At 76.1% G+C, this 26,214-nt stretch carries 25 protein-coding genes; 11 read left to right on the top strand and 14 right to left on the bottom strand.

Annotation, left to right across the window (positions count from 1 at the left end):
* Positions 1 to 57 precede the first annotated feature (57 nt).
* Positions 58 to 1,434 carry a cytochrome P450 gene (locus tag ASF50_RS15955; protein ID WP_056905150.1) on the top strand — a complete coding sequence of 459 codons (1,377 nt, stop codon included), beginning with the start codon at positions 58 to 60 and terminating at the stop codon, positions 1,432 to 1,434.
* Between the two features lie 70 nt (positions 1,435 to 1,504).
* Positions 1,505 to 2,332, top strand: a complete 828-nt coding sequence (locus ASF50_RS15950; protein WP_056865056.1) for an SDR family oxidoreductase — start codon at positions 1,505 to 1,507, stop codon at positions 2,330 to 2,332.
* Between the two features lie 381 nt (positions 2,333 to 2,713).
* Here ASF50_RS15950 and ASF50_RS15945 read toward each other — a convergent pair whose 3' ends face one another.
* Positions 2,714 to 3,151, bottom strand: coding sequence for a DUF1707 domain-containing protein (locus tag ASF50_RS15945; RefSeq protein ID WP_056905149.1), 438 nt, complete (start codon positions 3,149 to 3,151; stop codon positions 2,714 to 2,716).
* 177 nt (positions 3,152 to 3,328) lie between these two features.
* Between ASF50_RS15945 and ASF50_RS15940 the strand changes: the two genes are divergently transcribed.
* The 4 genes from ASF50_RS15940 to ASF50_RS15925 all read left to right on the top strand — a co-directional run bounded on the left by ASF50_RS15940 (position 3,329) and on the right by ASF50_RS15925 (position 7,396).
* Positions 3,329 to 4,423 carry an ABC transporter ATP-binding protein gene (locus ASF50_RS15940; RefSeq protein WP_082503288.1) on the top strand — a complete coding sequence of 365 codons (1,095 nt, stop codon included), beginning with the start codon at positions 3,329 to 3,331 and terminating at the stop codon, positions 4,421 to 4,423.
* Positions 4,420 to 5,262, top strand: coding sequence for an ABC transporter permease (locus tag ASF50_RS15935; RefSeq protein ID WP_056905148.1), 843 nt, complete (start codon positions 4,420 to 4,422; stop codon positions 5,260 to 5,262). Before ASF50_RS15940 ends, ASF50_RS15935 begins: the two co-directional genes overlap by 4 nt.
* Before the next feature lie 185 nt (positions 5,263 to 5,447).
* Positions 5,448 to 6,785: a sensor histidine kinase gene (locus ASF50_RS15930; RefSeq protein ID WP_056905147.1), complete on the top strand. Its 1,338-nt coding sequence runs from the start codon at positions 5,448 to 5,450 to the stop codon at positions 6,783 to 6,785.
* Complete coding sequence (locus ASF50_RS15925; protein WP_056905146.1) at positions 6,782 to 7,396, top strand: response regulator transcription factor; 615 nt, start codon at positions 6,782 to 6,784, stop codon at positions 7,394 to 7,396. The genes ASF50_RS15930 and ASF50_RS15925 overlap by 4 nt, the downstream gene beginning before the upstream one ends.
* Before the next feature lie 149 nt (positions 7,397 to 7,545).
* Here ASF50_RS15925 and ASF50_RS15920 read toward each other — a convergent pair whose 3' ends face one another.
* The 3 genes from ASF50_RS15920 to ASF50_RS18610 all read right to left on the bottom strand — a co-directional run bounded on the left by ASF50_RS15920 (position 7,546) and on the right by ASF50_RS18610 (position 10,151).
* A complete protein-coding gene (locus ASF50_RS15920; protein WP_235557711.1) occupies positions 7,546 to 8,613 on the bottom strand; it encodes an LLM class F420-dependent oxidoreductase in 1,068 nt (355 codons plus the stop codon).
* A gap of 174 nt (positions 8,614 to 8,787) precedes the next feature.
* On the bottom strand, positions 8,788 to 9,258 hold the full coding sequence (locus tag ASF50_RS15915; RefSeq protein ID WP_056905145.1) for a DUF1707 domain-containing protein: 471 nt from the start codon (positions 9,256 to 9,258) through the stop codon (positions 8,788 to 8,790).
* The gene (locus tag ASF50_RS18610) at positions 9,255 to 10,151 is read right to left on the bottom strand and encodes a PadR family transcriptional regulator (protein ID WP_082503287.1); all 897 of its coding nucleotides are present in this window, start codon (positions 10,149 to 10,151) and stop codon (positions 9,255 to 9,257) included. Before ASF50_RS18610 ends, ASF50_RS15915 begins: the two co-directional genes overlap by 4 nt.
* Positions 10,152 to 10,439: 288 nt before the next feature.
* Between ASF50_RS18610 and ASF50_RS15905 the strand changes: the two genes are divergently transcribed.
* Positions 10,440 to 10,859, top strand: coding sequence for a VOC family protein (locus ASF50_RS15905; RefSeq protein ID WP_056905144.1), 420 nt, complete (start codon positions 10,440 to 10,442; stop codon positions 10,857 to 10,859).
* Positions 10,860 to 10,967: 108 nt separating this feature from the next.
* Here the strand turns inward: ASF50_RS15905 and ASF50_RS15900 are convergent, their stop codons facing one another.
* From ASF50_RS15900 to ASF50_RS15885, 4 genes are all read right to left on the bottom strand, one after another.
* Complete coding sequence (locus ASF50_RS15900; protein WP_235557710.1) at positions 10,968 to 11,420, bottom strand: DUF427 domain-containing protein; 453 nt, start codon at positions 11,418 to 11,420, stop codon at positions 10,968 to 10,970.
* A gap of 77 nt (positions 11,421 to 11,497) precedes the next feature.
* The gene (locus ASF50_RS15895) at positions 11,498 to 11,794 is read right to left on the bottom strand and encodes an antibiotic biosynthesis monooxygenase family protein (protein WP_056865064.1); all 297 of its coding nucleotides are present in this window, start codon (positions 11,792 to 11,794) and stop codon (positions 11,498 to 11,500) included.
* A gap of 44 nt (positions 11,795 to 11,838) precedes the next feature.
* Positions 11,839 to 12,675 (bottom strand): DUF6885 family protein, encoded by an 837-nt coding sequence (locus ASF50_RS15890; protein WP_056905142.1) that lies wholly within the window; start codon positions 12,673 to 12,675, stop codon positions 11,839 to 11,841.
* Positions 12,676 to 12,737: 62 nt separating this feature from the next.
* Complete coding sequence (locus ASF50_RS15885; RefSeq protein WP_056905141.1) at positions 12,738 to 14,123, bottom strand: glutamine synthetase family protein; 1,386 nt, start codon at positions 14,121 to 14,123, stop codon at positions 12,738 to 12,740.
* Positions 14,124 to 14,271: 148 nt separating this feature from the next.
* On the opposite strand from ASF50_RS15885, the gene ASF50_RS15880 reads away from it, so the two are divergent.
* The 3 genes from ASF50_RS15880 to ASF50_RS15870 all read left to right on the top strand — a co-directional run bounded on the left by ASF50_RS15880 (position 14,272) and on the right by ASF50_RS15870 (position 17,166).
* The gene (locus ASF50_RS15880) at positions 14,272 to 15,561 is read left to right on the top strand and encodes an MFS transporter (RefSeq protein WP_235557709.1); all 1,290 of its coding nucleotides are present in this window, start codon (positions 14,272 to 14,274) and stop codon (positions 15,559 to 15,561) included.
* A gap of 79 nt (positions 15,562 to 15,640) precedes the next feature.
* Positions 15,641 to 16,426 (top strand): hypothetical protein, encoded by a 786-nt coding sequence (locus ASF50_RS15875; RefSeq protein WP_156718343.1) that lies wholly within the window; start codon positions 15,641 to 15,643, stop codon positions 16,424 to 16,426.
* Entirely contained in the window at positions 16,423 to 17,166 is a 744-nt protein-coding gene (locus ASF50_RS15870; protein ID WP_156718342.1) for a peptidase E, read from the top strand. Before ASF50_RS15875 ends, ASF50_RS15870 begins: the two co-directional genes overlap by 4 nt.
* Before the next feature lie 76 nt (positions 17,167 to 17,242).
* Here ASF50_RS15870 and ASF50_RS15865 read toward each other — a convergent pair whose 3' ends face one another.
* Both ASF50_RS15865 and ASF50_RS15860 read right to left on the bottom strand, forming a co-directional pair.
* On the bottom strand, positions 17,243 to 17,746 hold the full coding sequence (locus tag ASF50_RS15865) for a mycothiol transferase (protein ID WP_056905139.1): 504 nt from the start codon (positions 17,744 to 17,746) through the stop codon (positions 17,243 to 17,245).
* A gap of 89 nt (positions 17,747 to 17,835) precedes the next feature.
* Positions 17,836 to 19,563, bottom strand: coding sequence for a DUF429 domain-containing protein (locus ASF50_RS15860; RefSeq protein WP_056905138.1), 1,728 nt, complete (start codon positions 19,561 to 19,563; stop codon positions 17,836 to 17,838).
* Between the two features lie 250 nt (positions 19,564 to 19,813).
* Between ASF50_RS15860 and ASF50_RS18605 the strand changes: the two genes are divergently transcribed.
* Positions 19,814 to 20,422 (top strand): GNAT family N-acetyltransferase, encoded by a 609-nt coding sequence (locus tag ASF50_RS18605; protein WP_228942778.1) that lies wholly within the window; start codon positions 19,814 to 19,816, stop codon positions 20,420 to 20,422.
* Positions 20,423 to 20,522: 100 nt separating this feature from the next.
* Here the strand turns inward: ASF50_RS18605 and ASF50_RS15850 are convergent, their stop codons facing one another.
* The 4 genes from ASF50_RS15850 to ASF50_RS15835 all read right to left on the bottom strand — a co-directional run bounded on the left by ASF50_RS15850 (position 20,523) and on the right by ASF50_RS15835 (position 26,016).
* Positions 20,523 to 21,728 carry a PQQ-dependent sugar dehydrogenase gene (locus ASF50_RS15850; RefSeq protein WP_056905137.1) on the bottom strand — a complete coding sequence of 402 codons (1,206 nt, stop codon included), beginning with the start codon at positions 21,726 to 21,728 and terminating at the stop codon, positions 20,523 to 20,525.
* 75 nt (positions 21,729 to 21,803) lie between these two features.
* On the bottom strand, positions 21,804 to 22,649 hold the full coding sequence (locus ASF50_RS15845) for an Fpg/Nei family DNA glycosylase (protein WP_056905416.1): 846 nt from the start codon (positions 22,647 to 22,649) through the stop codon (positions 21,804 to 21,806).
* 152 nt (positions 22,650 to 22,801) lie between these two features.
* On the bottom strand, positions 22,802 to 24,400 hold the full coding sequence (locus tag ASF50_RS15840; RefSeq protein ID WP_082503285.1) for an aldehyde dehydrogenase family protein: 1,599 nt from the start codon (positions 24,398 to 24,400) through the stop codon (positions 22,802 to 22,804).
* The gene (locus ASF50_RS15835) at positions 24,397 to 26,016 is read right to left on the bottom strand and encodes a GMC family oxidoreductase (RefSeq protein ID WP_056905136.1); all 1,620 of its coding nucleotides are present in this window, start codon (positions 26,014 to 26,016) and stop codon (positions 24,397 to 24,399) included. The genes ASF50_RS15840 and ASF50_RS15835 overlap by 4 nt, the downstream gene beginning before the upstream one ends.
* Positions 26,017 to 26,214: the final 198 nt, after the last annotated feature.

The raw sequence follows: 26,214 nt of genomic DNA, 5'->3' as shown, positions 1-26,214 counted from the left end.
CGGCCCGGGGGGCCGAGGACATTGACAGGACGTCCTGTCTGAATCACTCTGGACGACGTGACCCAGGCCACGTCCCGCACCCCCGACCCGGCCGCCGGCGCGACGGCCCGCCCGCTCCCCGCCGTCGCCCGCGAGCACCGCGGCTGGCCCGTGATCGGGCGCAGCCTGGAGTACGCCCGCGACCCCGTCGGCCTCTTCGAGAAGCAGTGGGCGACCTACGGACCCGTCTCCCCGCTGCGCATCCTGGGCGACCCCTGGGTGATGCTGCTCGGCCCCGACGCCTGCGCCACGGCGCTCACCAACCCCGACAAGGCCTTCGTCAACGGGCCGGCCTGGAGCTACCTCGTCGGCCCGTTCTTCGACCGCGGCCTCATGCTCCTCGACGGCGAGGAGCACCACGTGCACCGCCGGATCATGCAGCAGGCCTTTACCCGCCCGCGGCTGGAGGGCTACGCCGCGGCCATGCACGCCCCGATCGCCCGCGGCCTCGACGCGTGGCGCCCGGGGCCGGGCTTCCCGGCGTACCCCGCCCTCAAGGTGCTCACCCTCGACGTCGCCGCCGAGATCTTCATGGGCGGGGCGGAGGGCACCGACCGCGCCGAGATGGCCCGGGTCAACGCCGCCTTCATCGACTGCGTGCAGAGCGCGGCCGCCCTGGTGCGTCGCGACCTGCCTGGCACCCGCTGGCGCAAGGGACTGCGTGGGCGGGAGGTCGTCGAGCGGTTCCTGCGCGACTACCTGCCCTCGCGGCGCGCCCGCGAGAGCGACGACCTCTTCTCCCAGCTGTGCCACGTCGAGAGCGAGGAGGGCGAGCGCTTCTCCGACGACGACGTCGTCAACCACATGGTCTTCCTCATGATGGCCGCCCACGACACCTCGACCATCACCCTCTCCACGATGCTCGAGCTGCTCGGCAAGCACCCCGCCTGGCGCGAGCGGTGCCGCGCGGAGTCGCTCGCCCTGGGCGAGGCGCCCACCCTGGCCGAGCTCGACGCGCTGGTCTCCCTCGACCTGGTGATGAAGGAGTGCCTGCGGCTGCGCGCCCCCGTGCCCGTCGTCGTGCGCCGCACGGTCAAGGAGACCGTCGTCGAGGGCGTGCGGGTGCCGGCCGACCGCTACGTCATCGTCGCCCCCCAGTTCAGCCACCTGATGCCCTCGCTGTGGAGCGAGCCCACGGCCTTCGACCCCGAGCGCTTCTCCCCCGAGCGCCGCGAGGACCGCTCCCACCGCTTCTCCTGGGAGCCCTTCGGCGGCGGGGTCCACAAGTGCCTCGGGCTGTTCTTCGCCGGCGCCGAGGTCAAGGCGGTGATGCACCAGCTGCTGCGCCGCTTCGACTGGAGCGTCGACCCGGCCTACGTCGCGCCGATGAACAACCACTCGCTGCCCTTCCCCGCCGACGGCCAGCCCGTCGACCTCGTCCACCGCACCGCCTGACCCGCCCCTCCCCCGCCCGACCCGCACCCGCACCCGCACCCGCACCCGCACCCGACCGCAGGAGACCACCGTGACCGCACCCCGCGACCTCACCGACGCCCTCGTCGTCATCACCGGAGCCGGCCGCGGCATCGGCCTGGCCACCGCCCACCGCTTCGCCGCCGCCGGCGCCCGTGTGGTCATCGGCGACCTCGATGACGACGTGGCCGCCAAGGCCGCCGCCGCGGTCGGCCACGACGCCGTCGGGCTCGTGGTCGACGTCGCCGACCGCGGCTCCTACGCCCGCTTCGTCGAGCAGGCGGCGGCCCTCGCGCCGGTCGACGTGCTCGTCAACAACGCCGGCATCATGCCGCTGACCCCGCTGCTCGAGCAGAGCGACGACTCCGTCGACCGCACGCTCGAGATCAACCTGCGCGCCGTCGTCACCGGCACCCGCCTGGTCGCCCCGGCGATGGTCGCGCGAGGGCGCGGCCACGTCGTCAACGTCGCCTCCGCGGTCGGTCGGCTCGGCATGGCGGGCGCGGCGGTCTACAGCGCCAGCAAGTTCGGCGTGCTCGGGTTCTCCGAGGCCGCCCACGCCGAGCTGCGCCCGCACGGCGTCGACGTCTCCACGGTGCTGCCCACCGTGGTCGCCACCGAGCTCGCCGCCGGCGTCCACGCCACCCGGGGCATGCGGGCCTGCACCCCCGAGGAGGTCGCCGACGCCATCGTCTCGGTCGCGCAGCGCCCCCGGTTCGAGACCTGGGTGCCGGCCCACGCCAAGGGCGTCTTCCACTCCTCCAACGTGCTCCCCCGCCGGGTGCGCGACCTGGTCGGCCGCGCCATGGGTGCCGACACCACCCTCACCGACGTCGACGTGGCCGCACGCGCCGACTACGAGCGGCGCGCCAGCCGCTGAGTACCGCTCCGCCGCCGACGCCCGGACGGCCTGGCGTCACGACGGTGCGGGGCGCGACGGCAGCACGTGCGGCCGGTGCCTGCGGGAACACCGCAATTGCGCGGACCCGCACCGACCCCACGGACAGGTTTGCGCGGTCCCGGCAACCCCCCGCCCCCGACACCTGCCCAAGCAGCGCGTTTGCGCGGACCGGCACCGACCCCACGGACAGGTTTGCGCGGTCCCGGCAACCCCCCCGCCCCCGACACCTGCCCATGCAGCGCGTTTGCGCGGACCGGCACCGACCCCACGGACAGGTTTGCGCGGTCCCGGCAACCCCCCGCCCCCGACACCTGCCCGAGCAGCGCAATTGCCCGGTCCCGCACCGGTCCGGCGGGAGGGTCAGGACCGGGGACGCCGGGGCCGGATGACCAGCAGCACGACGACCACGAGGGTCACCAGGAACCACCGCCGGCCCTGGGTGAGCGACAGGAAGACCCCCGCGCCGGTGACGGCCAGGACCAGCCAGGTGGTGAGGCTCGTGCCGCTGCGGACCGGACCGTACGGCGTCGAGGCCGGCCCGCCGACGACGGGCGGGTAGGCCGGCGGCGGTCCGGGGACCGCGGCGGCCGGAGCCTGGGAGGCCCAGCCCGGCTGCTGGTGCGGGCCCGGCAGGTCGGCGAAGAGCGGCACGAGGTCGCCCCGGGTGGTGGCGGCCCAGATGCGACCGACCCGGTCGGAGTGCTCCTCGGCGGTGAGCATGCCGCGCGCGTACATCGCCGCGAGGTAGGCCGAGGCCTGCTCCCGCTCGGCGTCGCCGATGCGCAGCTGGTCGCTCATGACACCACCTTGCCCCACCGCCGGGCGGGCCACACCCCGACCCCGCCGCTGCGCGACCACCGCGTCCCTCGCCCACGAGCACCCATGACACCTGTCATGGTCCGAGCGTGCACGGCCCACGTGGACCGGTGAGTGCACGCACTGCCGCCCGGCCGCTGCGACGGGGAGGCTGGACGCATGACACCGACCCCCCGCCGCCCGAGCACCAGCCGCCCCGGCCGCCCCGGACCCTCGCCCCGCCGGTCGCCGGGCGACGCGGCCGGCACCCCGACCGGGGCACCCGCCATCGAGCTGCGCGACCTGCGCCGCACCTACGGTCGCGGCTCCACCGCCTACGACGCCGTGCGCGGGGTCGACCTCGAGGTGGCGGCAGGGTCGGTCACCGCACTGCTCGGCACCAACGGGGCCGGCAAGACCTCCACCCTCGAGCTGGTCGAGGGCCTCGCCGCGCCGACCGGAGGGGAGGTCAGGGTGCTCGGGCTCGACCCCGTGGCCGACCGGGCCCGGGTGCGACCGCGCACCGGGGTGCTGCTGCAGTCCAGCGGCTTCCCCGCCGACCTGACCGTGCGCGAGACGCTGCGCATGTGGGCCGCCACCGTCACCGCACCGCGCCCGGTGGAGGAGTCGCTGGAGCGCCTCACCCTCGCCGACCGCGCCGACGTCAGGGTCGGCGCGCTCTCCGGGGGCGAGCAGCGCCGCCTCGACCTGGCCTGCACCCTCATGGGGCGTCCTGAGGTCGTGCTGCTCGACGAGCCCACCACCGGGCTCGACCCCGAGTCGCGACGCGACGTGTGGCAGATCGTGCGCGACCTGCGCGACGACGGCGCCGCCGTCCTGCTCACCACGCACTACCTCGAGGAGGCCGAGGCGCTGGCCGACCACCTCGCGATCATGCACGCCGGGCGGGTCCGCCGCGCCGGCACGCCCGCCGAGATCGCCGAGGGTCACCCCTCGACGGTCAGGCTCGACACCCCCGACCGCACCCTGCCGGCCCTGCCGGCCGGCCGGGTCGAGGACGACGGGCGCACCACCACCCTGCACACCACCGACCTCCAGGCCACGCTGACCGCGCTGCTCGCCTGGGCCGACGCCGAGGGTGTGCGCCTCGACCGGCTCGACGCCCGCACCGCCAGCCTCGAGTCGGTGTTCCTCGCCATCGCCGAGGGCCGCGACGCCGCCTCCCCGGCCCGGCGCTCCGACCCGATCCCCAGCGAGACGACCGCGACCGCCGACCAGGCCAGGGCCACCGCCACCGAGGGAGCCGCCCGATGAGCACCACCACACCCCGCACCGAGCCCACCGCCCCGGCCGCCCCGGCCACCGACGCCGCCGGCGGGTCCGAGCGCGGAGCCGGCGTACGGCGGGTGCGCGGGCTGGCCCGCGCCAACGCCACCCTCATGACGCGCAACCGGCTCACCCTGCTCTACGCCGTGGTGCTGCCCGTGCTGCCGCTGGTGCTGCTGCTCACCGGGCCGCGCGGCGACGTCGCCGTCGGCGCCGCCACCGTGGTGACCGCGCTGATGATGACGCTGCTCTTCCCGGTCTACTACAACCTGCTCTCGCAGTTCGTGACCCGCCGCGACGAGCTCGTCCTCAAGCGCCTGCGCACCGGGGAGACCCGCGACGCGGAGATCCTGGTGGCCCTGGCCCTGCCCGGCCTGGTGGTCGCGGTCCTCGTCTCGCTGGTCACGGTGGTCGTGGCGCTCGCGCTCGGCGCGCCCGCCCCGGTCAACCCCGTCCTGTACGCCGGGGCCGTGCTCCTCGGCGCCCTGATGTCGGTCGCGCTGGCCTACTGGACCGCCGCCTGGACCCGCAACGCCGAGGCCGCGCAGATGACCAGCCTGCCCGTCATCCTGCTGCTCGTGGTCGGCCAGGTGGCGATCAGCTTCCCCGACTCCGTGCAGCGCTGGACCGACTGGACCCCCGGCGCCGCCCTCACCGCGCTCGTGCGGATCGGCTGGTTCGGCCTCGACGACGGCTCCACCACCCCCAGCCTCGACCTCGCCGACACCTGGTCGGTCGGGCTCCAGCCGGTGCTCGTGCTGGTGCTCTGGACCGCCGTCGGCCTCGACCTGGCCCGCCGCTCCCTGCGGTGGGAGCCGCAGCGCTGACCCCTTGCCGACCGCAGCTGCCGACCGCAGCTCGCGTCGCCCGGGCCCGGACGTGTCTAGGGTGGTGAGGGGGCGAGCGGCGCGGTCGGCGCGGTCGGCACGATCAGGGCCCGCCCCGCGGCACCCGCCGCCGCCCCCCCCTCCCCCGCAGCGCACCGACCACCCCCCTCCCCCGAGAGGACGCCATGAGCCCGACCGACGCCCACCTCGGCGACCCCCCTCTCGACGACCCCCCTCTCGACGACGCGCGGCCGGCCGGCGCGGGCGCGGGCCCCGCCCGAGGTCGTGACGCCGCACGGCGCGGGCGCTGGAAGCGCTGGTCGGAGCGCAGCGAGGTCGAGCGCGTGGACCTCTACACGCGCCAGTCGATCTACCTCCTGCTCTGGTCGAGCACGGGCTTCATCCTGTGGCGTGGCTCCGCGGACTGGGGCGAGCAGCCACCCGCCCTGGTGGCGCTCGTGGTCGCAGCGGTCGCGGTGACCTGCGCGCTGGGCACGCCGGTCGTGCGCGACGTCGCCGCGCTCTACCCCGCGGCGCGCCCCGTGCCCTGGCGCAGCGTCGGCCCCCTGCTGGCGGCCACCGCGGTGGTGCTCGTCGGCGACCGGCTGCTGCCCGACGGGCTGCGCGGGGTCGGCGCCATGGTCGTCCTCAGCGTGCTGAGCTGGAGCGTCGGCGGGCTGCGCGACGACCGGGTCTCCGCCGCCCTCGTCGCAGGCCTCGGGCTGGTCTTCTGGGCCACCACCGGGCTGCTCGTCGCCGGTCTCGGCGCCGCCGGCGTCACGGCCTTCTTCGTCTTCACCGCGCGCGTGTCGCTGTGGCTGCTCGGCGTGGTCTCCGAGCTCGACCGCGCCCGCGCCCTCCAGGCCGATCTCGCGGTGGCCGAGGAGCGGCTGCGCTTCTCCCGCGACGTGCACGACGTGCTCGGGCGCCGGCTCTCCGCGATCGCCCTGCAGTCGGAGCTGGCCGCCCGGCTCAGCGAGCGCGGCGACACCGCGGCCGCCGCGACCATGCTGGAGGTGCGCGGCGTCGCCCACACCGCCCTGCGCGAGGCACGCGCCCTGGCCCGCGGCTACCGCGCCACCGACCTCGCCCAGGAGCTGGAGGGGGCGCGCTCGCTGCTCGACGCGGCCGGCATCGCAGTGGCCCTGGACGTCGCCGACCTCCCCACCGCCTGGCACGAGCCGGCCGGCTGGGTGGTGCGCGAGTGCGTCACCAACGTGCTGCGCCACTCCGCCGCCACCCGGGTCGAGATCACCTACGCCGCGGGCGCCCTGGTCGTCGGCAACGACGGGGTCGGCCCGGCCGGTCCGGGCCCGACCCCCGGCAGCGGGCTCACCGGACTGCGGGAGCGCCTGGCGCCCCTCGGCGCCCGGCTCGACGCCGGTACGACGGGCCTCACCGGCAGCACCGGCAGCAGCGGCAGCGATGGCGGCAGCAGCGGCGGCGACGGCGACGGCGGGACCGGGCGGTTCGTCGTACGGGTCAGCGGTCTGGACTCCCCGCCCGCGCAGGTGACGCCGTGAGCACGACGATCCGCGTCCTGCTGGCCGACGACGAGCACCTCATCCGGGCGGCACTGGCCCAGCTGCTCGCCCTGGAGGACGACCTCGAGGTCGTCGCCCAGGCCGCGTCGGGCCCCGAGGCGGTCGCCCAGGCGGTCGCTGCCGAAGTCCACGTCGCGGTGCTCGACCTGCAGATGCCGGGGCTCGACGGCATCGCGGTCGCCGAGCGCCTGGGCGCCGACCTGCCGGGCTGCGCCACCGTCATCGTCACCAGCCACGGGCGACCCGGTCACCTCAAGCGGGCGCTCGCCGGTGGGGTGCGCGGCTTCCTGCCCAAGACCACGTCGGCCGCGACCCTGGCCGCGGTGGTGCGCACCGTGCACGCGGGCGGGCGCCACGTGGACCCCGAGCTCGCGGCCGAGGCGATCGCCGCCGGCGACAGCCCCCTCACGCCCCGTGAGGCCGACGTGCTCGAGCTGGCCGCCGACGGCGCGCCGGTGGAGGAGATCGCCGAGCGCGCGTCGCTCTCACCCGGCACCGTGCGCAACTACCTGTCCAACGCCGTCGGCAAGCTGGGCGCCGCCAACCGCCACGACGCCTGCGCGATCGCGCGGCGGATGGGCTGGATCTAGGCGCCCTGCTGCTCCTCGCCCTGCTGCTCCTCGCCCGGCCGGCCCGGCCCGGCCCGGCCCGGTCAGGCCGGGCCGGTCCAGCCCGGTCCAGCCCGGTCCAGCCCGGCCCAGCCTGGTGCAGCCGCCCGCGGCGGTGGACGGCAGGCGGGTCAGCCGAGCAGCCCGGCCATCGTGCGCATGACGTCGGGGCGGGGCGGCACGATCATCGTGGTCAGCAGCGAGTCCTGCCAGCGGGGCAGCTCCGCGGCGATCTTGTCGCGCGGGCCGACGAGCGCGACCTGCTCGACCATGGCCAGCGGCACGGCGGCGACGGCCTCCTCCTTGCGACCCGAGAGGTAGAGCTCCTGGATGTGCTCGCACTCGGCCTCGAAGCCCATCCGGGCGAAGACGTCGTAGTGGAAGTTGGCGCCCTTGGCGCCCATGCCGCCGATGTAGAGCGCGTAGTGGGGTCGCAGGGTGTCGGCGGCGGCCTCCACGTCGTCGTCGAGCACGACCTGCACCATGCAGGCCACCTCGAAGTCCTCGGCGCTGCGGCGCGCGCCGGGGCGGGCGAAGCCCTCGGCCAGGGCGGCGCGGTAGTGCTCGTCGTGGGCCGGGGAGTAGAAGAGCGGCAGCCAGCCGTCGGCGATCTCGGCGGCCATGGCGACGTTCTTGGGGCCCTCGGCGGCCAGCAGCACCGGCAGGTCGGGGCGCACCGGGTGCAGCGTCGAGCGCAGCGCCTTGCCCAGCCCGGTGGTCGGCAGGTCGCCGCCGGTGACCGCGGCGCCGCCGGTGAAGGGCACCTGGAAGTGCTCGCCGTCGAGCTGGAGCCTCTCGCGGGCGATCGCCTGGCGCACGAGTGCGACGTACTCCCTCGTGCGGGCCAGCGGCTTGGGGTAGGTCTGGCCGTACCACCCCTCCACCACCTGCGGGCCCGAGGCGCCGAGGCCGAGCACGAAGCGACCGCCGCTGAGGTGGTCCATGGTCATCGCGGCCATCGCCGTGGCCGCGGGCGTGCGCGCGGACATCTGCATGATGGAGGTGCCCAGGCGCAGCGTCGAGGTCTGCCCGCCGAGCCAGGCGAGCGGGGTGAGGGCGTCGGAGCCGTAGGCCTCCGCCGACCACACCGAGTCGAGACCGAGGTCCTCGGCCAGCGCCACCGCCTCGGCCTGGCCGGGCGGCGGGCCGGCGCCCCAGTAGCCCAGGGAGACGCCCAGCCGCAGCCCGCCCGCGCTCATCGCGACGCCCCGGTCACGTGCGGCGGCGTGCGGGCCGGCTGGACCGGCTGGGCCGGCTGGACCGGCTGGATCGGCGGTGCGGTGAGCGGGTGGCCCATGCTCGTCCTCCTGGGGTGGTGTGACGCCCATCATGCCCGGCCGCGCCGACGGCGGCGCGACACGACGGGCCGGTGCTCACCCGGCCTGGGGCCGACGCGCCCGCTGCGGGCGCGCCGCGCGGTGGCGGGTGTGGACGAAGAGCCACGCCCCGAGCCCGAGCAGCAGCAGCGGGAGGTGGGTGACCACGGTCAGCACCAGCAGCACGGCCAGCACGGCGACGACGGGCGCGGGCAGCCCGCGCGGTCGCAGCGCCCGGCCGCCCGACCAGTACGCCGCGCGTCCCGGCACCCAGCGACCCGGGTCGCGCGCGGCGCCGCCGGACCCGGAGCGCTGCGCGAGGGTCGCCGGGAGGAGGCCGTCGGGCCATTGGGCGGGCAGGTCGGCGAAGAGGGGGCCGAGGTCGGCCCGGGTGCGCGCGGTCCAGACCCGCTCGAGACGCTCGGCGTGCTCGTCGTGGTCGAGGCGGCCCCGGACGTAGTGCTCGCCCAGCGCGGCCGCCGCCTGCTCCCGCTCGGCGTCGCCGATGCGCAGGTGCTGCTCGCTCATGACTCGTCCGCCTCCCGGGCGGTCCCGTCGCGCGACCGGTCGGTCGGCGCGCCCTCGGCGCGCTCCGCGGCCGGGCCCCGGACGTGGTCGTGGCCGGTGCCGTGGCCGCCGTACCCGCCGGCCTCCCCGCCGGTCTCCTCGCCGGTCTCCTCGCCGGTCTCCTCGCCGGTCTCCTCGGTGTCACCGCCGTCGGCGAGCACGCCGTAGAGCTTGCGCCGGGCGTCGACGAGCACGTCGACGGCGGCGCGGCGCTGGGCGTCGGTGCCGGTGGTGACGATCTGCCACACCGCGCTCATCACCTGGCCGATCTCCGGGCGCAGGTCGACGCGCGGCCCGGTCGCCGCCTCGCGGGCGGTGGCCTCGAAGGGCGCCCAGACGGCGTCGAGCTCGTCGCGGTGCGTCGCGACGTACTCCTCACCGGCCGGCGTGAGGCGCAGGGTGCGGCGGCTGCGCTCGTCGTCGGACTCCACCAGGCCCTCGTCCTGCAGCTGCGCGACGGTCGGGTAGACCGAGCCGGGGCTGGGGCGCCACGCGTCGCCGGAGCGCTCCGCGATCTGCTGGATCACCTGGTAGCCGTTGACGGCCTCGCCCGCCTCACCGGCGGCGCGCAGCACGTCGAGGATGGCCGCGCGCACGTCGCCGCGCCGCACCTTCGGGCCCCGCGAGGCCTCCGGGTCGCCGAGGCCGAAGAGGCCCGCGAGCCACGGCGGGGGGCCGGGGCGTCCCCCGCGACCGCGGGGTCCGCCGGGTCCGCCCGGTCCGGGACCGAAGGCTCCGAAGGGGCCGCCGAAGCCCGGCCCGGGCCCCCAGCCTCCGTGGCGGTGCTGGGACCAGAGCGCCTCGGCGCGGTCGGCCCACTCCCGCTGCTGCTGCTTGTCGAATCCGTGCCTCATGGCCGGACTCCTCTCGCCCGTCGCGCCCGGCGACCGACTGTCGTCGAGTGTTTCGCGATATATCGTGAGCGTACGTCGGGGTGGTGGTGGTGACAAGGGCCGCGCGGGTTTCACCAGCCGGCTGGCGAAACCCGCACCAGTCGGCCGGTGCGCGGGCCGACAGGTGCGGGTCCGGGCCGACAGGTGGCGCCGACCGGCCGCGGCGGCGTGGCGGCGGCGTGACGGGCGGGATCGCGGCCGGCGTGGTGGCGGCGGGGGACCGGCCCGGGGTCGGCGTAGGTTCACCGGATGACGACGCCCACCTTCCGCCTCGCCTCGACAGTGCTCGGCGCGCGCGACCCGGAGGCCCTGGCCGCCTTCTACGTCGCGCTGCTCGGCTGGCGCCACCGCGACAGCGCGCAGGAGCGCGCGGCCGACCCGGGGTGGGTGGTCGTCAAGCCGGTCGGGCCCGACGGCGCGGTCGACCCGGCCGCCGCGGGGCTGGCGTTCCAGCGCGAGGACGACCACGTGCCGCCGACCTGGCCCCCGGCACCGGGCGCGCAGCAGATGCAGGCGCACCTCGACGTGGCCGTCGACGACCTCGCCGCCGCGGTCGCACGGGCGCTGGAGCTGGGCGCCGTGCTGGCGCCGCACCAGCCGCAGGACCTCGTGCGGGTGGTGCTCGACCCGGAGGGCCACCCGCTCTGCCTGTTCGCCCCCGGCGGCTGAGGACGCGCGCCAGCGTCGCGCGGGTCGCGGTGGCCTGGGACGGTCACCGGGGGCCGGGTCACCGGGCGCCGGATCGCCGGGGGCGGGGGCGGGCTCAGCCCGGGCGGGTCACCAGCCCCAGGTGCCGGGGGCGCCCTTGAAGGGGCCGACGACGCGCGAGGTGATCCAGCCGCCGTAGAAGCCGCCCTCCTGGGGCACCACCACCTCGTCGTTCACCGTGATCCGGTCGACCGAGGCCGGCATGATCGCGATCGCCCCGGTGATCGCCTCGAAGCCGGGGGTGGGCGTGAGGTAGGTCCAGGCGGCGCGCGGGGCGACGGTGTCGCCGGAGACGAGGTCGAAGTAGGTGGCCAGGCCCTTCCACTCGCAGAAGCTGTTGCCCTCCGCGTCGCGCAGCGCGCCGTCGACGAAGGCCTCGCGGGGCAGGTAGTAGGTCGGGGGGTGGCTGGTCTCCATGACCCGCCAGCTGCGGGTCGTGCGCGCCACGACGACGCCGCCGAGGGTGACCTCGATCGACTCCTTGCTCTCGTCGAGGGCGGGCGGGCGCGGGTAGTCCCACACCGATTCCTGTCCCGGACCGGGCTTCTCTCGCTTCAGCGGGTTCAAGGGGCGCACACCCCGACCCTAGGCGGCCGCGCTCACGCCTCCATCACCCTCTCGGCGTGCTCCACGACCGGGAAGGGGTCGTAGAAGTGGTGCAGCATCGCGCGCCACTGCTCGTAGGCGGGCGAGCCGCGGAAGCCCTCGGTGTGGTCCTCGAGGCGCTCCCACTCGACGAGCAGGAGGTAGGTGCCGGGGCGCTCCACGAGCCGCGAGAGCGTCAGCCCGCCGAAGCCGGGCGAGGCGGCGATGATCGAGCGCGCCTGGGCGAACGCGGCCTCGAAGGCCTCCTCCTGACCGGGGCGGACGGGCAGCAGGGCGTGCTCGAGGACCATGCGCGCAGGCTAGCCGCCGTACGCCGCCGCGGCGCCGGGCCCGCTCAGGTGGCCCACACGCCGCGGGGCAGCCCGGCGGCGTCGACGAGGCCGGCCACGGCCGCCTCGTCCTCGCGCCCCGCCAGCAGCAGCAGGCCGCGCCCGGGCGGGGCGGCGAGCGCCTCGGCCAGCGCCTCGACCGCCACCCAGCGGCAGCCCGGCGGCAGCCCGGGCGCGCCGAGCTCGGCGTAGGTGTCGCCCACCAGCGCCCGGCCCCCGGACTCGGACCCGGGGCCAGACCCGCCCTCGGGGTCGTGGGCGAGCAGCACGACGAAGTGCCCGACGTCCCAGGTGGCGCCGGGCGGGCTGATCGGGCCGGTGCGCACGTTGGCGACCACCCCCACGGGCCGCCCGGCCGCCCGGAGCCGCTCCAGCAGCGCTCCGAGCGCGCCGGAGTCGAGCGCCGACCCGGGCACGGGCACGACGACCACGCGGTCGCCCGCCGCGGCCTCGACGCCGCGCAGCAGACCGGTCGCGTCGGTGCCGCTGTGCTCGAGCGCGGCGGCCCGGGGCAGCTCGTCCCAGCCGGTGCGCAGCAGCGGGGCACCCTCCGGTCGCCAGTCGGCGACGTCGTGGGGCCAGATCGCGGTGCCGGCGGCCACCGCGATCGCCGTGGCCGAGGGCACCGCGGGGTCTGCCGGGGACGGCGCCGGGCCCTGCGTCGCCGCCGGCGCCGCGGCCCGGGTGCTGGCCGGCGGGGCGGCCCCGGTGGACGCGGGCGACGCCAGCACCGCGTGCAGGGCCAGGGCGGCGGCGAAGGGTCCGCAGAGCTGGTCGGGCTGGGGCAGCGCCGGGCCGTGGGCCGCGAGCACGCGCTCGGCGCCGGGCAGCAGCCCCGGCACCGCGGGCGGTCCTGCCTGGGTTCGGGCCGGGGTCGGTCGGTCGGGCACCGGTCGACCGGGCATCAGTACAGCCACCGGTGGGAGGCGACGACCTCCTCGACGGTGTGCTCGGCGGCCCAGGCGGCGTCGGAGTCGCGGCAGGCGACAAAGGCGCCGAGGAGGTCGGCGCCGAGCACGTCGCGCACGAGCGCGCTGCCCAGCAGGTGGGCGCGCTGCTCCTCGTGGGTGGTGGCGAGGGCGACGATCCCGGCGGCGTCGCGGCGCGCGTCGTCCCAGGCGCCGACGTCCTCCTGCACCGGGTCGGGCAGCTCGGCCCCGTCGCGCACCCCAGCGAGGCCGGCGCCGATGACCACCGCGAGGGAGAGGTAGGGGTTGGCCGAGGCGTCGCTGGCCTTGAGCTCCACGTTGGTGTGCTCGGGGCCCAGCAGGCGCGAGGCGGGCACCAGCCGCAGCGCGGCCTCGCGGTTCTCGACGCCCCAGAAGCCGTAGGCGCCGGCCCAGTAGCCGGGCCGGCGGCGCAGCAGCGACCCCGCGCTGGGCGCGGTGACGGCGACGATCCCGGGCAGCTCGCGCAGCAGGCCGGCGAGGTAGCCGCGGCCCACGTCGGAGAGCCCGTGGGGGCCGTCGCCGGTCAGCGCGTTGCGGCCCTCGCGCACCAGTGAGGTGTGCAGGTGCCAGCCGTTGCCGGCGCCCGCGGCGGTCGTCACCGGCGCGAAGCTGACCCGCAGGCCCTCGGCCCGCGCGGCCGACTGCACGGTCTGGCGCACCAGCACCTGCGTGTCGGCCATGGCCAGCGGGTCGAGCGCGGAGAGGGCGAGCTCGACCTGCGACTCGCCGTACTCCGCGTGGAGCTGACCGATCGCGATGCCGTCGGCGGCGAGGTCGCGCAGCAGGCGACGGGTGAACTCGTCGACCTCGCGCAGCGCGTTGGGCCCGTAGGCCGGGCCGTGGTGGGCGGGGGTGAAGTCCTCGCCCTCGCGCACGACGACCATCTCCACCTCGAAGCCGGCGCGCACCGCGAAGCCGGCCTCGGCGGCGGCGTCGACCTGTCGCTCCAGCACGCTGCGCTGGCAGTAGGGCCACGGGTCGCCGTCGGCGTCGAGCTGGCGGCCGTGGACCCAGGCCAGGCCGGGCTGCCCGGCGAGGGGCACGACGCTGTCGGCGCGGTCGACCACGGGCACGAGCCGCACGTCGCCGGAAGGCGTGGCGAGTCCCTCGTGGGCGAAGGTGATGACGTCGTGGGAGTCGAAGACCGCGAAGACGGCCGTCACCCCGACCCCGCGGCGCGCGGCGGCCGGCAGCTCGGCGGTGGGCACGGTGCGGGAGCGGACGATGCCGTTGTTGTCGACCCAGCCGATGGTGACGCCCACGACGCCCTCGCGGGCCAGGCGGTCGGTGAGCTCGTGGACGTCGGGGGCGTGGACGTCGGGGACGCCGGTGGCGGTCATGACGGCACGCTACCGGCGGCGCGCCGGCCCTGCCCCGCCCATCCACAGCCGGCCCGTCCACAGCCGGCCCGTCCACGGCCCGCCCGTCGGGGAGGGCCACCCCGGGCGCGGGTGGGAACAGCGCGGACCCGACGTAGGTTGGCGACCCGTGGGCATCCGGGACCTCGTCGCAGACACGCGACCGCTGCAGAACCGTCACTTCAAGCGGCTGTGGCTGGCCAACATCGGCACCGTCGTCGGCGCCCAGCTCACCGTCGTCGCCGTGCCCGCGCAGATCTACGCCGACACCGGCTCCTCGGCCTACGTCGGCCTCACCGGCCTCTTCGGGCTGGTGCCCCTGGTCGTCTTCGGGCTGTACGGCGGCGCCCTGGCCGACGTCTTCGACCGCCGCACCATCCTGCTGGTCACCACCGTCGGGCTCATCGTCACCAGCGCGCTGTTCTGGCTGCAGGCCGCCGCGGGCTCGACGAACGTGTGGCTGCTGCTGTGCCTCTTCGCGGTGCAGCAGGCCTTCTTCGCCGTCAACCAGCCCACCCGCAGCGCCGTGCTGCCCAAGCTGCTGCCCCCCGAGCTGCTGCCGGCGGCCAACTCGCTCAACATGACCGTCATGCAGGCCGGCGCCATCGCCGGGCCGCTGGTGGCGGGGGTGCTCATCCCCGTGCTGGGCTTCGAGTGGCTCTACCTCATCGACACGATCACCCTGCTGGCCACGCTCGGCGCGGTGCTCGGCCTGCCGAGCCTGGCGGTGGTCGACGCGGCCACGACCACCCCCGGCCTGCGCTCGGTGGTCGAGGGCCTGGCCTACCTGCGCCAGCAGCCGGTGCTGCTGATGTCCTTCGTGGTCGACCTGATCGCGATGGTCTTCGGCATGCCCCGCGCGCTCTTCCCCGAGATCGCCGCGGTCGACTTCGGGGGTCCCGAGGAGGGCGGCATCGTCTTCGCGCTGCTCTTCGCCGCCATCCCCGCCGGCGCGGTGCTCGGCGGCGTGCTCAGCGGGTGGGTCTCGCGCATCGAGCGGCAGGGTCTGGCCGTCATCGTGTGCATCCTGGTCTGGGGAGCGGCCGTCGTCGGCTTCGGCACGGCGGTGCTGCTGGCCGGCGTCGACGGGTGGCGCACCCCGATGCTCGTGGTGGCGCTGCTGATGCTCATGGTGGGCGGCGCCGCCGACATGGCCTCGGCGGCCTTCCGCAGCTCGATGCTGATGACCGCCGCCGACGACGCCGTGCGCGGGCGCCTGCAGGGCGTCTTCATCGTCGTGGTCGCCGGCGGCCCCCGCATCGCCGACGTCGCCCACGGCGCGGCCGCCGCCTCGGTCGGCGCCGGGGCCGCCGCGGCCGGCGGCGGGGTGCTGGTGGTCGTCGGCACGGTGGTCGCGGCGCTCGCCGTGCCGTCCTTCGTCCGCTACCGCCTCACCCGCACCGCTGCACCCCTGACCTGAGCGACCGGGGGCGCCACCCGGCTCGGGCCTCGGCCCCCGGGGTGGAGCCGGGCGGGCCGGCGCGGCCTAGGTTGAGGTGATGAGACTCCCCCCGCTGCCCGGTCCCTCCGACGTCAGGTGGCTGGTGGACCAGGCCGTGGCCGCCGGTCCCCGCGTGGTCGGCCTGCTCGCGGGCGCCGAGGCGCTGCTGGCCTCGGCCCAGGGGCTGGTGGGCGAGGCCCGGCTGCTGCTGGAGCGCGTCGACGCCACCCGCCTGGCCGCCGACGAGGTGGTCGCGGAGGTCGACCGCACCCGGGCGCGGGCCGACCGGGCGCTCACGTCCTTCGAGCCGCTCGCCGACCGGGTCGCGGGCCTCCTCGACGACGTCGAGCCGCTGCTGGGCCGCGCCGACCGCCTCGTCGGGCAGGCCGCGCCGCTGCTCGGCCGCGCCGACGGGCTGCTGGACGCCGGGGCGCCGCTGGTCGAGCGGGCCGGCAGCCTCCTCGACGAGGGCGCCCCGCTCGTGGGCCGTGCCGAGGCGCTCGTGGGCCGCGCCGAGTCGATGGTCGAGCGCGTCGAGCCCCTGCTCGAGCAGGTCGTGCCGCCGCTGACCCGGCTGCTGCCGGTGCTCGACCGGCTCGCCGAGACCACCCACCCCCACGAGGTCGACGCGATGGTCGCGCTCGTCGACCAACTGCCCCTGCTGGCGCAGAAGATGGAGTCCGACGTCGTGCCGATGCTGGAGTCGCTGAGCAGCGTCGCGCCCGACCTGCACGACCTGCTCGACGTCTCCCGCGAGCTCAACGAGATGCTGGGCAAGCTCCCCGGGCTCCGCGGCATCAAGAAGCGGGTCGAGCGGGAGCAGGACGAGGAGGAGAGAGCGTGAGCACCACCATCCTGACCCTCGGCGGGGGCGGCTTCCTGATGGAGCCCGACAACCCGCTGCTCGACGACTTCCTGCTCTCGCTGGCCACCCGCCGGCGCGGTGCCGGCGACCGGCCGCGGGTGCTCTACGTGCCGACGGCCGCCGGCGACGACCAGGGCCGGATCGCCGACTTCGAGTCCGCCTTCGCCGAGCGCGCCGAGACCGACGTGCTGAGCCTCTTCCGCCGCGACGGGCGCGACCTGCGCGAGCAGGTCCTGGCCGCCGACGTCGTCTACGTCGGCGGCGGCTCCACCCTCAACCTGCTGGCCCTGTGGCGCCTGCACGGCCTCGACGAGGTGCTGCGCGAGGCCGGGGAGGCCGGGGTGGTGCTGGCCGGGATCAGCGCCGGCATGAACTGCTGGTTCGAGGGCTCGGTCACCGACTCCTGGGGCCCGCTCGACGCCCTGCCCGACGGGCTCGGGCTGCTGCGCGGCAGCGCCTGCCCGCACTACGACGGCGAGGCCGAGCGGCAGCCGACCTACGTCGACCTCGTCGGGCGCGGCGTCCTGCCCTCCGGCTACGCCGCCGACGACGGCTGCGCGCTGCTCTTCCGCGACGGCGAGCTGGTCGAGGCGGTCTCCTCACGCCCCGACGCTCGGGCCTTCCGGGTGCACCGCACCGGCGACGCCGACGGCCTCGACGACGCCATGGAGGCCGTGCCCGTGGCCGAGAGCCCGGTCGACGTCCGCTACCTCGGCTGACCTCGGCCGCCCGCCCGGGCCGCCTCGGTGCGGGTCGGGCGGCGCGGGTCGGGCGGTGCGGGTCGGGCGGTGCGGGTCAGGCGCCGAGCAGCCCGCGCACGTAGGCGGCCTGGCCGACGTGCTGGAGGTCGTCGTTGACCACGCTGACCAGGCGCACGGCCAGGGTCACCGGCGGGTCCCAGTGCTCGTCGACGACCCGGTCGAGGTCCTCGGCGCCGAGCGTCGCGACGTACGCCGTGGTCTGGGTGTGCACCGCGCGGAGGTACTCCACCAGCAGGTCGGCCTCGGTCCGCAGCGCCCCGACCTCCTCGCCGGACTGGCCGTAGCCGATCGCGGCGTCGTCGTAGGGCAGGTCGAAGCGGCGGGCGAAGCCCTGCGCGGTCCAGACCTGCTCGAGGTCGGCGACACCGGCGACGTGGTCGTCCTGCACCCGCGCGGCGTGCCAGACCAGCCAGCCGATCGGGTTGGCGTCGGCGCCCGGGCGGTGGGCGAGCTGGTCGGCGTCGAGCCCGTCGACCGCGGCGGTGCCCGCCTCGAGGATGCGCTCGAAGGCGTCGGTGAGCAGCTGTGCGGGAGTCATGACCCGAACCTACGTCGACCCCGCCGCCGCGCTCCTCGCCCGCCCGGGCGGGCGCGGCTCCGGGGAGCGGGTCGCCGGTCGGGCGCGGGTCAGCCGCGCAGCCGCTCCAGCCGGGAGGCCAGCAGCGCGACGCGGTGGGCGTTGCCGTGCAGGTCGACGTAGGTCTGGCCGAAGGAGGCGAGCAGGGCGTCGTCGAGGCGTCGCACCGCGCCGGGCGGGTAGCGGTAGTCCATGCGGGCGTTGAGGTCGAGGTCGGCGACCGGGCGCAGGGCGGTGGCCAGCTCGTCGAGGGAGGTGATCCCGAGCTCGAGCAGCAGCCCGGAGATCCAGGCGTAGTGGTCGGTGCGCGACCACCCGGCGTCGGCGTACTGCCCGGCCAGGAAGGCCGCCAGCTCGCGCGCGTCGAGGCGCGGGTCGAGGTCGCCGTCGATCTCGTCCTCGGAGGTCCCCACCGACCCGCGCGGCCCGGCGCGCAGCCGGTCGCGGATCTCCGCGAACTCCCGGTCGGCCAACTCCAGCAGGCCCGCGGCGAGGGTGAAGCGGCGGTCGAAGTCGGCGGCGTGCTCCTCGGGCACGACGCCCTTGTAGCGGATGTCGTGCTCGAACTCCGCCCATGCGTGCTGCAGCACGGTGCGCACCTGCACCTGGGCGGTGCGGCCCTCGAGGTGGGCCAGCGCCGGGTCGCCCTCACGGGTCGGGTCGGGGGTGATGAGGAGGTGGCGGCTGGCGTAGCCGAAGCCGCCGGCGCTGATGGCGTCCTGGCCCATGTCGCGGTCGTCCTTGACGACGACCTGGTCGCCGAGCAGGTCGGCCACCGCGTCGACGTCGCTGACGACGTAGGCGATGACCCGCACGCCGACCTGGTCGGTGATCTGGGTCAGCGGGTCGGAGTAGAGCGGCACGCCGGCGCTGGTGCGTCCCGCCTTCTCGGCGAAGGACGCGACGCTCTTGGCCCGCGAGGTGACGGTGAGGTAGTTGATGCCGGCCTCGTCGAGGATCCGGGTGACCAGGGCGGCGGCCTCCTCGGCGGCCAGGCGGAGCTCGGCGTGCTCGGCGTCGTAGGCCCGCACGGCCGCGCGCACGACGTCCTCGCGGGCCAGCTCCGGCTCTGCCCCGGGCAGCGCGGGGGTGACGATGTAGCCGGTCTCGAGGTCGCCGTAGGTCGTGACCCGGTCGGGCGAGCGGGAGGCGAAGAGCGCGACGTAGGCGCAGACCACCGCGTCGACCTGGTCCTCGACCACCCGCAGCTCGCTCTTGCGCGTGGCCTGCTCGACCTGGGCGCGCAGTCCGCGCCAGGTCTCGTCGACGTCGACGACGGTCTCGACGTGCGACATCAGCGTCAGCAGCGCCTCGCGCAGGCCGTCGAGGTCGCGGCCGCGCTTGTTCTTGTACTTCAGCGTGCGCGGCAGGTCGAAGAGCACCACCGTCGCCGGGTGGGGGTAGACCTCGATCGCGCGGCGGCTGCGCGCCGAGCGGGGGTCGATGTCGAGGTCGAGGCGCTCCGCCACCCTTCCTCCGCGCGTGCCGTGCGCGAACTCCGGCTTGCCGGTGTTGGCCGGGTGGGCGCCGGCCTCGAACCGGCGGAAGTCCTTGCTCAGCGCCTTCTCCGCGGGCCGCGACCCGGTCGGGTTGGTCACCACGAGCGGCGCGTCGATGGCCACCAGGCAGTCGCCGGTCACGTACGGCGCCAGCGCCTCCGCGATCTCGTCGTCGGAGCGCACCGCCGAGAGGTGCAGCAGCCGCGACGTCCCGTCCACCACCGCCAGGCCCGTCGGGCTCCGGTCGCCCCACGCGAGGTCGACGCCGATGAAGTACACCCCCTCACCCTGCCCTATCGGCCCTGGCCGCGGGGCGGGAGAGGTGGTTGGGCGGGTCGTGGGGTGTGGGTCGTGGGGCTGCGGGTTTCACCGGTCAGCCGGTGAAACCCGCACCTGTCGGCCCGGACCTCCCACCTGTCGGCCCGGACCCGCACATGTCGGCTCGCGCGTGGGCCGACCAGTGCGGGTGTCGCCGGCCGGCTGGCGAAACCCGCGTGACCGCCCCCGCCCGACCAGGCACCATCGAGGCGTGAGCGAGCACGCCGTGGCCGACCCGTCGGACCCGCTGACCCGGGTGCCGTGGCCGGTGAGGACCGAGCGGCTGCTGCTGCGACGCGCCGAGCGGGCCGACGTCACGGCCACCTACGCGATCCGTCGTCGCCCCGAGGTGCACGAGTGGCTGTCCTCGGCCGCGCTCGGGCCGGGGGAGTACGCCGCGATGTTCACCCGCCCGCAGCGGCTGGCGACGTCGCTGGTGGTCGAGCGGCGCGAGCGGCCCGGCGTGGTGGTGGGCGACCTCATGCTCGCCGTCGAGGACGCCTGGGCCCAGACCGAGGTCGCCGACCGCGCGGCCGGCACGCAGGCGCGGCTCGGGTGGGTCCTCGACCCGGCGTACGGCGGGCAGGGCCTGGCCACCGAGGCGGTCGGGGCGCTGCTCGGCGTCTGCTTCGACGCCCTCGGGCTGCGCCGGGTGGTGGCCGACTGCTTCGCCGACAACACGCCGTCGTGGCGGCTGATGGAGCGCGTCGGGATGCGCCGCGAGGCCCGCACCGTGGGCGACTCGCTGCACCGCTCGCGCGGCTGGCTCGACGGCCTCACCTACGCCCTGCTGGCCGAGGAGTGGCGCGCCCGCTCGTGACCGGATCCCGCAGCGCGCGGTGCCGCCCGGTCGACGGGCGAGTCAGCGGCCGCCCGGTCGACGGGCGAGGGTCTGCGACCGAGCGCCAGAGACCGACCGGTCAGCGGGTCAGCTCGAGCACGCGGTCGTCGCCGCCGCGCACGTCGCCGCGGCCGTCGGTGTTGGAGGTCGCCAGCCACAGCCCGCTGCCGTCGGGCAGCGTAGTGACCGTGCGCAGCCGGCCGTACTCCCCGGCCAGGTGCGAGACCGGCTGCCCGACCTCGTCGGTCCGTGCCGACCCGTCGGCCCCGGCGCCGGACCCGTCGAGCGGCACCTCCCACAGCTGCTGGCCGCGCAGGGCGGCCATCCACAGCGAGCCGTCCCAGAAGGCCAGGCCCGAGGGGGAGGCGTCGGCGGTGCGCCAGACGGCGACGGGGTCGACGTACTCCGGCTCCCCGCCGGTGCCCTCGACCCGCGGCCAGCCGTAGTTGGCGCCGGCCTCGATGAGGTTGAGCTCGTCCCAGCTGGCGTCGCCGAACTCCGAGGCCCACAGCCGGCCCTCGTCGTCGAAGGCCAGGCCCTGCACGTTGCGGTGCCCGAGGCTGTAGACCGCGTCGCCGAAGGGGTTGCCCGGGGCGGGCTCGCCCTCGACGGTGTAGCGCAGGATCTTGCCGCCCAGCGACTCCGGGTCCTGGGCCAGCTCGACGTCGCCGGTCTCGCCGGTGCTGACGTAGAGGTAGCCGTCGGGGCCGACCAGCATCCGTCCGCCGTGGTGGTAGGTCGCGCCGGCGGGGATGCCGTCGACGATCACCCGCGGCTCGCCGAGGCGGCGACCGTCCCAGCTCATCGCGGCGATCCGGTTGTCCTCGGCGGTGGTGTAGTAGGCCAGCACGGTGCGCTCGTCGGGCGTGGCGGCCAGACCCAGCAGTCCGGCCTCGCCGGTGGGCTCGGCGGCCTCGACGGTGGCCACGACGCGCGGGCGGCCGGGGTCGCCCGCGGGCAGCAGCTTGATGTCGGTGGTGTCGCGCTCGCTGACCAGCGCGCCGCCGTCCTCGAGCAGCACCATGCCCCAGGGGCTGGTGAGGCCCGTGGCGACCTCGGCGACGTCGAGGTCCTCGCCGGTGCGCGGGGCGTCGGCGCCCCGGTCCTCCCCGGCCGGCTCCTCCGACGCGGTTGTCGACGGCTCGGCCGTGCGGGTGGCGGGGTTGGGCTCGCCGGTGGCGGCCGTGTCCTCGTCACCGCAGCCGACCAGCACGGCCGCCAGCAGACCGGTGGTCGCGAGGGTGGCGAGACGGCTCGGGAGGCGGCTCGGGAGGCGGGAGGTCATGCAGCCATGGTGGCAAGAGGGCCCAACCGGGCGGCCGCGATGTTTCACGTGGATCCGCCGCGCCTCAGCGGCCGCTCACGGGTCGGGCTGGCAGGTGGGGCACCAGAACACCCGCCGTGCGCCGAGCTCGGCCGCCTCGACGGGGGTGTCGCAGATCCGGCAAGGCAGCCCCGTGCGGCCGTAGACGTACGTCGCGTCGACGCGACGCGGGCGCCCCGCCGGCCGCTCGCGGTGGTCGGGCTCGGTGGTGACGATGCGCCCGGCCCTGACCCCGGCCTCCATGAGCACCTTGAGGTCCTCCCACAGGTGGCTCCACGTGGTGGCGTCGAGGTCGCGCCCGGGCAGGAAGGGGCTCACGCGGCTGCGCAGCAGCACCTCGGCGCGGTAGACGTTGCCGATGCCGGCCACGACCGACTGGTCCATCAGCAGGGTGCCGATGGGGGCGCGGCTGCGCCCGATCCGGCGGGTGGCGGGTGCGGGGTCGCAGGCGGGGTCGAGCGGGTCGGGCCCGAGACGGTCGAGGATCGCCTGGCGCTCCCCCGGGGTCAGCAGCTCGCAGGCCGTCGGGCCCCGCAGGTCGAACCAGTGGGAGTCGCTGACCAGGCGCAGCCGCAGCGCACCCCGTGGCGCCTCGGGCTCACCGCAGCCGTCGGCCCACTTGCCGTAGAGGCCGAGGTGCACGTGCAGCCACCGGTCGTCGGGTCCGGCGGGAGCGTCGCGGCCCTGCGGCCAGGCCGCGGGGTCGACGTAGCGGTGGAAGAGGTGCTTGCCGCGGGCGTGGGTCTGGGCGAGCACCCGCCCGTCGAGCAGGGCCGCGCCCTCGGCGAAGCGGCCCTGCGGGCTGCTGGCCGCGACGCGGTGGCCGACGAGCAGGCGGTCGTGGCGCCGGGCCAGGCGGTGGATGGAGTGGCCCTCGGGCATGCCCACCAGTGGAGCAGGCCGCTCCAAGCCGCCGTGCCGTGGCCGGGGTCCCGCCGACGCAGCGGCGGGACCCCGACCGGACCCGGCCGGACCCGACCGGACCCGGCCGGACCCGGCCGGACCCGGCAGGACCGGAGCGGACCGGAGCGGGCTCAGTCCTTGCGGGTGCGCAGCGGCTTGCGCGGCTTCTTCGGCAGCTGGCTGGCGCGCCCGTGCAGCGCGGTGAGCAGGGTGGCGAAGGTGGTGTCCTGCTCGGGGGTGCGGTCGAAGGTCGTCAGGTTGAGCACCGGCTTGAAGCGCTGGCGGGTGACGGCCTTGGCGTAGGTGAACTCCTTGAGACCGTCGGGGCCGTGGATGCGCCCGAAGCCGGAGTCGCCGACCCCGCCGAAGGGCAGCCCCGGCACGGCGGCGAAGGAGATGACGGAGTTGACCGCGGTCATGCCGGTGCGCAGCCGGCGGGCGATCTCGGGCCCGCGCTTGGCGGAGAAGACCGTGGAGCCCAGGCCGTACTTGCCGGCGTTGGTCAGCGCGACCGCCTCGTCCATGTCGCGCACCTTGCGCACGGTCACGGTGGGCCCGAAGGTCTCCTCGGTGACGGCGAGGGAGTCCTCGGGCACGTCGACGAGCACGGTGGGCTGCACGAAGCGCTCCCCGACCGTGTCCTCCCCGCCCACGACCGCGCGCCCGCCGCGCTGCAGGGCGTCGCTGACGTGGCTGCGCACGACGTCGACCTGGCTGGCCATCGTCATCGGGCCCAGCTTGGCGGCGGGGTCGTTGCCGGCGTGCACGGCGCGGGCGCGGTCGCTGAGCTCGGCGAGGAAGCGGTCGTAGACCTGCTCGTGCACGTAGACCCGCTCGACGCCGATGCAGGTCTGCCCGGCGTTGGAGAAGGCACCCCAGGCCGCGGCGTCGGCGGCGGCCGTGACGTCGGCGTCGGCGTCGACCAGCAGGGCGTCCTTGCCGCCGGCCTCGATCACCACCGGCGTGAGCCGCTCGGCGCAGGTGGCCATCACCCGCTTGCCGGTGGCCGTCGACCCGGTGAAGGCGAGCTTGTCGATGTCGGCGCGGCACAGCGCGGCGCCGGTCTCGCCGAAGCCGGTCACGACCTGGAGCAGGGCGCGGTCGCCGACGACCTCGCGCAGGCTGTCGGCCAGCCAGCGCCCGACGCCGGGGGTGAGCTCGCTGGGCTTGAACACCACGGCGTTGCCGGCGGCCAGGGCGTAGGCGATCGAGCCCATGGGCGTGAAGACGGGGTAGTTCCACGGGCCGATGACGCCGACCACGCCGAGCGGGAGGTACTCCACCGACGCCGTCTGGTTCGACAGCAGCAGGCCGGGTGAGACCCGCTTGCGGCCCAGCACCTTCTCGGCGTGCGCGCCGACCCAGGCCAGGTGGTCGATGGCCAGGCCGATCTCGAGGGCGGCGTCGGCGTGGGGCTTGCCGGTCTCGGCGTGCACGACGGCGGCGAGCTGGCCGAGGCGCCGGGTCATCACCCCGCGCCACTGGGCGAGCACCTCCTTGCGCCCGTCGAAGCCGAGCGCGGCCCACCAGCCCGCGCTCTGCCGGGCGCGGGCCACCGCGGCGTCGACCGCGGCGGCGTCGTCGACCGGGTGGGTGCCCACGACGTCGCCGGTGGCGGGGTCGAGGGAGTCGAAGGTCGGTCCGTCGGCGGGCCCGCCCTGGCCCTCCGGCAGGCCGAGGCCCTCGGCGTGGGGGTCGGCGTGGGCGTCGAGACCGGTGTCGAGGCTCATCGGTGGTCCTTCCCGGCGGCGGTGCGGCCTCGCAGGAGGTCCGCGGCGCGCTCGCCGATCATGATCGAGGGGGCGTTGGTGTTGCCGCGGGTGACCATCGGCATGACGCTGGCGTCGGCGACGCGCAGGCCCTCGACGCCGCGCACGCGCAGCTCGGGGTCGACCACGGCGCGCTCGTCGGAGCCCATCGCGCAGGTGCCGACGGGGTGGTAGAGGGTCTGGGTCTGGGCGCGCACGTGCTCCACGATCTGCGCGTCGGTGGGGTCGGCGCCCCAGCCCTGCATCGTGGGCAGGCCGGGCCCGACGACGTGGGCCGCCAGCGGCCCGGTCGCGGCGACCTCCAGCATCCGGCGCACCCCCGCGGTCATGGCGTCGAGGTCGGCCTGGTCGTCGTAGTAGCCCGGGTCGATGTCGGGGTGCCAGCGCGGGTCGGTCGAGCGCAGCCGCACCGAGCCGCGGCTGGCCACGTGCACCAGGGTCGGGGCGAGGGTGACGTTGCGGGTAGTGGGCTCGTGCAGGCCGTTGTCGTAGAAGCCGGTCGGCGCCACGTGCACCTGCAGGTCGGGTGCGGCCAGGTCGTCGCGGGTGCGCCAGAAGCCGCCGCCCTCGCCGATGTTGGAGACCAGCGGCCCGGTGCCGGTGGCCTTGGCCCGGGCGAACTGCACCAGCGTGTTGTGGTCCATCAGGTCGGTGGTGTCGCGGGTGCGGAAGACCAGCGGCACGGCCGGGTGGTCGTGGAGGTTCTGGCCCACGCCCGGCAGGTCGACGAGCACGTCGACGCCGACCTCGCGCAGGTGGGCCCCCGGCCCGATGCCCGAGAGCATCAGCAGCTGCGGGGAGTTCACCGCGCCGCCTGCGAGCACCACCTCGGCGTCGACGTACGCCGTGCGCACGGTCGGGCCCTGCTGGTAGCTGACCCCGACCGCCCGGCCGCCCTCGACCAGCACCTTCTCCACGAAGGCCCCGGTGCGCACCGTCAGGTTGGGCCGGTCGGCGGCGGGCTCGAGGTACGCCTTGGCCACCGACCAGCGCCGTCCCTTGCGCTGGGTGACCTGGTAGAGCCCCGCCCCCTCCTGCTCGGCGCCGTTGAAGTCGTCGGTGGGCTTGAAGCCCGACGCGACCGCGGCGTCGACGAAGGCGTGGGTCAGCGGGTGGGTGTAGCGGCGGTCCTCGACGTGCAGCGGGCCGTCCTGGCCGTGGTGGGGCCCGCCGAGGCGGGTGTTGCCCTCGGAGCGCACGAAGTAGGGCAGCACGTCGGCGTGCCCCCAGCCGGTGGCGCCGTGGGCGTCGCGCCAGGTGTCGAAGTCGGCGTGGTTGCCGCGGATGTAGATCATGGCGTTCATCGACGAGCAGCCGCCGAGCGCCTTCATGCGCGGCCAGTAGGCACGCCTGCTCTCGAGCTGCTTCTGCTCGGTGGTGGTGTAGTTCCAGTCCCACCGGGTCTTGAAGAGGTTGGCGAAGGCCGCGGGGATGGTGATCTCGTCGGCGTCGGCCGCTCCCCCCGCCTCGAGCAGCAGCACGGAGACCGACGGGTCCTCGGTCAGCCTGGCGGCCACCACCGCTCCGCCGCTGCCGGCTCCCACGACCACGTAGTCGAAGCTCTCGCGCTCGGCCACGGCACCTCCTCGCCCGGGCGGCCCCTGCCGGGCCGCGATCCCCCGAACCTACGGCGTGGTGGTGGGCGTCACAACGCGCTGTCCACGGCGTCCGCGGTGCGCGGACGTCCGCCGCCGACGCCGAGGCGCCCGCGGAGGGTCAAATCCGCGCCAGATCGGGCTCTTCCGGCCCGACGGCGGGCCCGTGACCGGTGCGTC

It is taken from the genome of Nocardioides sp. Leaf307, assembly GCF_001423135.1.
GTDB lineage: Bacteria > Actinomycetota > Actinomycetes > Propionibacteriales > Nocardioidaceae > Nocardioides > Nocardioides kribbensis.
The sequence above is the reverse complement of the archived record's forward strand: the minus strand, read 5'-3'. Positions and strand labels throughout refer to the sequence as shown.

What these genes read in the sequence shown, in the direction of transcription:
- ASF50_RS15935 (WP_056905148.1), top strand. Translation starts at nt 4,420, where the DNA reads ATGAGCACCACCACACCCCGCACCGAGCCCACCGCCCCGGCCGCCCCG.
- ASF50_RS15850 (WP_056905137.1), bottom strand. Translation starts at nt 21,728, where the DNA reads ATGACCTCCCGCCTCCCGAGCCGCCTCCCGAGCCGTCTCGCCACCCTC.
- ASF50_RS15895 (WP_056865064.1), bottom strand. Translation starts at nt 11,794, where the DNA reads ATGGTCCTCGAGCACGCCCTGCTGCCCGTCCGCCCCGGTCAGGAGGAG.
- ASF50_RS15915 (WP_056905145.1), bottom strand. Translation starts at nt 9,258, where the DNA reads ATGAGCGAGCAGCACCTGCGCATCGGCGACGCCGAGCGGGAGCAGGCG.
- ASF50_RS15930 (WP_056905147.1), top strand. Translation starts at nt 5,448, where the DNA reads ATGAGCCCGACCGACGCCCACCTCGGCGACCCCCCTCTCGACGACCCC.
- ASF50_RS15845 (WP_056905416.1), bottom strand. Translation starts at nt 22,649, where the DNA reads ATGCCCGAGGGCCACTCCATCCACCGCCTGGCCCGGCGCCACGACCGC.
- ASF50_RS15885 (WP_056905141.1), bottom strand. Translation starts at nt 14,123, where the DNA reads ATGACCGCCACCGGCGTCCCCGACGTCCACGCCCCCGACGTCCACGAG.
- ASF50_RS15875 (WP_156718343.1), top strand. Translation starts at nt 15,641, where the DNA reads ATGAGACTCCCCCCGCTGCCCGGTCCCTCCGACGTCAGGTGGCTGGTG.
- ASF50_RS18610 (WP_082503287.1), bottom strand. Translation starts at nt 10,151, where the DNA reads ATGAGGCACGGATTCGACAAGCAGCAGCAGCGGGAGTGGGCCGACCGC.
- ASF50_RS15840 (WP_082503285.1), bottom strand. Translation starts at nt 24,400, where the DNA reads ATGAGCCTCGACACCGGTCTCGACGCCCACGCCGACCCCCACGCCGAG.
- ASF50_RS15905 (WP_056905144.1), top strand. Translation starts at nt 10,440, where the DNA reads ATGACGACGCCCACCTTCCGCCTCGCCTCGACAGTGCTCGGCGCGCGC.
- ASF50_RS15865 (WP_056905139.1), bottom strand. Translation starts at nt 17,746, where the DNA reads ATGACTCCCGCACAGCTGCTCACCGACGCCTTCGAGCGCATCCTCGAG.
- ASF50_RS15940 (WP_082503288.1), top strand. Translation starts at nt 3,329, where the DNA reads ATGACACCGACCCCCCGCCGCCCGAGCACCAGCCGCCCCGGCCGCCCC.
- ASF50_RS15920 (WP_235557711.1), bottom strand. Translation starts at nt 8,613, where the DNA reads ATGAGCGCGGGCGGGCTGCGGCTGGGCGTCTCCCTGGGCTACTGGGGC.
- ASF50_RS15945 (WP_056905149.1), bottom strand. Translation starts at nt 3,151, where the DNA reads ATGAGCGACCAGCTGCGCATCGGCGACGCCGAGCGGGAGCAGGCCTCG.